General features: G+C 61.7%; 3 protein-coding genes and 1 pseudogene. All 4 read left to right on the top strand.

The genetic code is table 11. From position 1 onward, the window contains the following. Positions 1-540, top strand: a 540-nt coding sequence (locus tag VGP75_RS17190) for a tail fiber domain-containing protein (protein ID WP_327544822.1), incomplete at its 5' end; no start/stop codon positions are given. 11 nt (positions 541-551) lie between these two features. Further along, positions 552-1,022, top strand: a complete 471-nt coding sequence (locus tag VGP75_RS17185) for a hypothetical protein (protein ID WP_327544821.1) — start codon at positions 552-554, stop codon at positions 1,020-1,022. Beyond that, positions 1,019-2,932 (top strand): hypothetical protein, encoded by a 1,914-nt coding sequence (locus VGP75_RS17180; RefSeq protein ID WP_327544820.1) that lies wholly within the window; start codon positions 1,019-1,021, stop codon positions 2,930-2,932. The genes VGP75_RS17185 and VGP75_RS17180 overlap by 4 nt, the downstream gene beginning before the upstream one ends. Before the next feature lie 95 nt (positions 2,933-3,027). After that, positions 3,028-4,564 (top strand): annotated as a pseudogene (locus VGP75_RS17175) (hypothetical protein); the annotation flags it as partial.

Here is a 4,564-nt window from a genome sequence, read left to right as displayed (position 1 = left end):
CTGGCAGTCAACCCCGGCACCAGCATGGGGCTTTCCAACAGCGCGGGCAGCACCGGCATGAACGCGGGCATGAATGGTGTGTCCAGCGCGGCAGGCATGGTCTCGGGCGGGGCGCAGACTGCGATGCAGGGCCAGCAAGGGATGATTAACGGCCTGACTACGCAGTTTAATCAGCAGATGCAGGGGTATAATGCTAAAAATGCCTTCCTTGGCGACATTGCAGGCGCGGCGGGTTCGGTTGCAGGTTTCGCCATGATGTCCTCCGAAGAATACAAGACCGCCAAGCGCAAGCCTATGTCTGTCCTTGATGCGGTGCGCGACATGCCGGTTGAGGAATGGGAATACAAAAAGGGCATGGGCGACGGTGGCGGCAAGAAGCACATCGGACCCTATGCCGAGGACTTCCAGAAGGCGACCGGGCTGGGCAACGGCAAGGAGATCAGCATCATCGACGCTATCGGCGTCACGATGGGGGCGGTTCAAGAGCTTGCAGGCAAGGTTGACAAAATGGCAGCGCCCAAGCGCGCCGCAGCAGCGTAAGGAGGCCAGTCATGGCAATCGGTAGCTTCGTAAACGGCGTGTTTAACGGGATGCAGGCCCGCGACACGATGGACAACAACAAGCGCCTTCGGAAGATGGACGACACGCGGTTCGAGCGCGAGGGGGAAACCCACGGCTGGAAGAAGGAATCGCACGAGATGGCGATGGAGCGGGCGCGCAAGGCAGCGGCGCGGAGCGGGAGGCCCAAGACGCCCTCCAGATCGGATGATTTTGGCACGTTTATGGGCGGAATGGATAACGGTTCCGGTGGTGGCGGTTATCAAGGCGAGTATGTTCCAGCGCCCGCCAATCGTGGAATGTCTGCGTTTGGACAGCTCGGAGGCGGCGCACCGCTTTCCTATGGCAATAGCGCCCCGCGCGAAATGTCCTCACTTCCTGCCGCGCAGCCCCAACAGGTCACGCAGGCGATGGAGTTTGACTTCATCCCCGGTCAAGGCTTGGTCCCAAGAGGTGTGGCATGAGCATTCGTGTAAACCTGCCTGACGGCTCAGTGGCAAATTTCCCTGACGGGATGGACCCGCAAGCGGTGCAGGCCGAGATTGAACGCTACATGGCGCAGTCGCAGCAAATGTCGCAAGCGCAGCAGCAGCCCGCACAACGCCGCGTCATGACGCCGGGCCAGAACATTGCGCGCGATGTAGGCAGGCTGCGCGATACCATTGGCCGTGGTGACGGAGAGTTTCAGGAGAATTTTGACTATCAGCAGGGGCAGACCGCGCCGCAAGCCGCGCGAGAGCGGCCAGCAGGCGACACGCGGCAGCGCAGGCAAGGGCGACCGGCAGTAGCCGAACCGCAGCCAGAGCCGCAGGGCTACCGCCAGCCGACAATGGCCGCGAGCGAGATTAACAACCCGGCCATGCGTAGCGCCGTGCAAAACCAAGATTCAGTCGCGGAGGATTCTTACACGGATCGCGGCCCATCGCAGCGACCGTCAAAAGGTCAGGAAGCGCCCGAAAATCGACAAATGCCCATGAATGCGATGGAGCAGCAGGCACAGCAGGAAGCGCAGCGCCGTGGCCCTGATCGCCGTAATGCCGATGTGCAAATTCGGGACACCAATCGAGAAACCCTAATCCAGCGCGCACTGCGCGACGCCCGCACAACATCCGCCGCCATTGTCGGCGGCATGTCTGAGGAGCCAAACCCAGATCGCCAGTTTTTTCAAAGCGGCGGCCTTGCTGGCGATATTGGGGAAGTGGCAAGGCGAACGCCTGCAATTATTGGTGGGGTAGCAAGGTCGGCAGCAGACTTGGCTAACACCGTCGTAAACCCCTATGTGAAATACGCGACCGGGTATGAGTTCCCTACTTCTGAAAGCCGCCGCGAAAATGCGGAAGCTCCACCCCCGGCGGCGGAGCAGGCGTCAGCCCAAAACGCCACCCCGCCAGAAGCGCAAAATGCCGCCGCCGCAGCGGGCCAGCCCGCCGGTGAGCTTCCATCCGTCCAGAACCCGAACGCAGGGCAGCGAACAGACGTATCCATGCCGCGCGGTCTTTCAATTCAGGACGCGCGAGAGCAGGGCCGGGGCGAAAACGCCATGACGTTCAATATGGCTGATGGAACTTCGCAGACTGTTCCAGTGGGCAAGCCCGGAAAGGCGTCGCCACAAGCCCTGAAAAACGGCACCAAAACCGGCATGGACTACATCCTAGAGCAAGGTGAGCAATACGTTCTCCAGCGCCTCAAGCGGGGCGACATTGCTGGCGCGATGGAGTTCCGCAATTTCATGCGCAACGAGCAAAATCAACGCGGTCTGGAAAACTACAACCGTGCAGTCGTATCGACCACCTTGAGAGACACGGAATCGTTTGCTAAATCCACCGCGGGGATGGTTCGCTATCTTGACCCTGACGGCGATTGGGAAGTTGAAACCAAGGGCACGCAACTTCTGTTTTCCGATGATGGTCAGGTTACAGGCGCAGAGGTGGCGTTGAAGAACAAGCGCACCGGCGAAACCTTGGTCAACGAGTATCAGGGCATGAAAGAGGTTCTTGATGGGCTGGGCGACTTTGCATCGCCAACAGCCGGGATCGAGCGGCAGCGGCAGCGCGTAGAGCAGGCGCAGGCGCAAAAGATTGAGAACGCCAATAGCTTTTCCACAGCCTATGATGAAGCGGTCAAAATGATGTTCCCTGACGGTTTTGTTGACGGACGCTCAATGCAGCCGTTTACGCCAGAGCAAAGGCAGCAGGCCGATACGGCGGTGCGGGAATACATCGCATCGTCGCGCCCTGACCTGCCGCAACCGCCGCCGAGGCAAGCGCCAGTTGCGCCGCCACCGGCAGCAGCCAGCGGCGTAGGATCGTCTATCCGGTCCTTCTTTGGTGGCACTGGTGGAGACAAGCCCATCCCGACAATGGCGGGCATGTGACACAACATTTTGTGTCTATCGTTTCCCAATAGCCTAAATGTGGTATAAGGGGGCCAGCGCGACAGCGCCGGTCCCTTTTGCATTGAGGCTTCCCCATGAATGATATGCCCGTCTTTGGCCCCGATCAGGTCAGCACGAAAACCGCGCTTGAAGATATTGCCATTGAGACGGGCACGCCTATCGAGGTCTTGTTTGCTGCCGGAGAGCAAGCCGGAGCGAAGTCGCCTGACGAGTTTCTGAACATCGCTCGGCAGCGCGGGCAGGCTCTTGGCCCCCGGTTCAAGGCCGGTGAAGATCCGACCGCGATCGTCTCGGAGGTGTTCGGACCCGAAGCGCAGCGCAGCTTTGGCGACTATGCGACCGAGATCCGGGCGCAACTCTATGGCACGCCCACGGTCCAGCAGCGCAATCAGGCCGAGATTGACAACGAAAGCCTGATCGACACCGCCAAGCGGCGCGGCCAGCAGTTCGTGCGCGGGGCAACCGAGCCATTTGCAGCCCTGCCAGAAGCCAAGGCAATCGCACAGGCGCAGACGGATAACGAGGCAACTCCTGCCGCCGATCTGGAAGGCTTTGATCGCGGCCAGCAAATGCGCGACAGCGTAGAGGGCACGTTCGGCGCACCCAACCCGGAGGATCGTTCTTTTTGGGCGATGGTGGCTGAGGGTGCGGGCAACCTTGTGGGCATGGGCGGCGCGGCACTGGCCGCCGGTGTAGCAGGCACCGTTGTTGCCGGTCCCGTTGGCGGCACAGTGGCGGGCTTGACCACTGGTGCCGGTATCGGTTCGGCTATGAACGCCAGCCAACTTTACCGAGAGGCCCGCGAAATGGGGGCCGAAGAGGGCGTGGCCGAGCAAGCCGCGCGCTGGGGGGCCGCGATTGGTGCATCCGAAATTGTGCCCATTGCCCGCGCCTTCAAAGTTTTGCCGCAGAGCGTGCGAAGCAAAATCGGCAACGGCATGATGAAGCGGTTTGTCGATATTGCGCAGTCTGCCGGTGAAGAGGCAGCACAGGAATACCTTGCGACCGTGGCAAACAACATGGTTGCACAGCAGCTTTACGATCCCGACCGTGGCTGGACCGAGGACGCAACCGAAGCGGCGCTCGTTGGTGCCGTTCTTGGCGGGGGCGCTGGCGCAATCGGTGCAGGTGCCGACGCCTATGCCAATCGCCAGCCCCAGCCACTACCAGACGCCGGATCAGACCAAGGTGCCGTTCCTCCCGGCGCTGACCCTGCATCCGGCCCGGTTCCCCCTGTTGCGCCTCCCACGGCACCGCAGGGGGGGCCGACCCCTACCGCAGACGTGTTGCGTCCGCAGCAAGGCCCTGCGTCCGTTGTGGGCGTCATGCGCGTGCAAGCCCCCGGTGGCGACAAAACCCGCGTGACTGTTACTGGCGGCGAAGTTCTTGAAATTCCCGGCGTCGCATCGCAGGCGCAGGTTGACGAGGCCGTGCGGCAATACAACGAAGCGCAGCGCCCCGCCGCGCCGTCGCCACTGACCGATGCGCTTGCCGGTGCGCCACAGCCTGCCCTTGGCGGATTCCAGCAGGGCCAGCCGGTCCAGATGCAATTCGTTGACCCGGAGACGGGCGAAATCAGTGATCCGACCCCCATGACATTCGTAGGCGAGG

It is taken from the genome of Yoonia sp. (assembly GCF_036007805.1).
In the GTDB taxonomy this organism is placed as follows: Bacteria; Pseudomonadota; Alphaproteobacteria; order Rhodobacterales; family Rhodobacteraceae; genus Yoonia.
The sequence above is the reverse complement of the archived record's forward strand: the minus strand, read 5'-3'. Positions and strand labels throughout refer to the sequence as shown.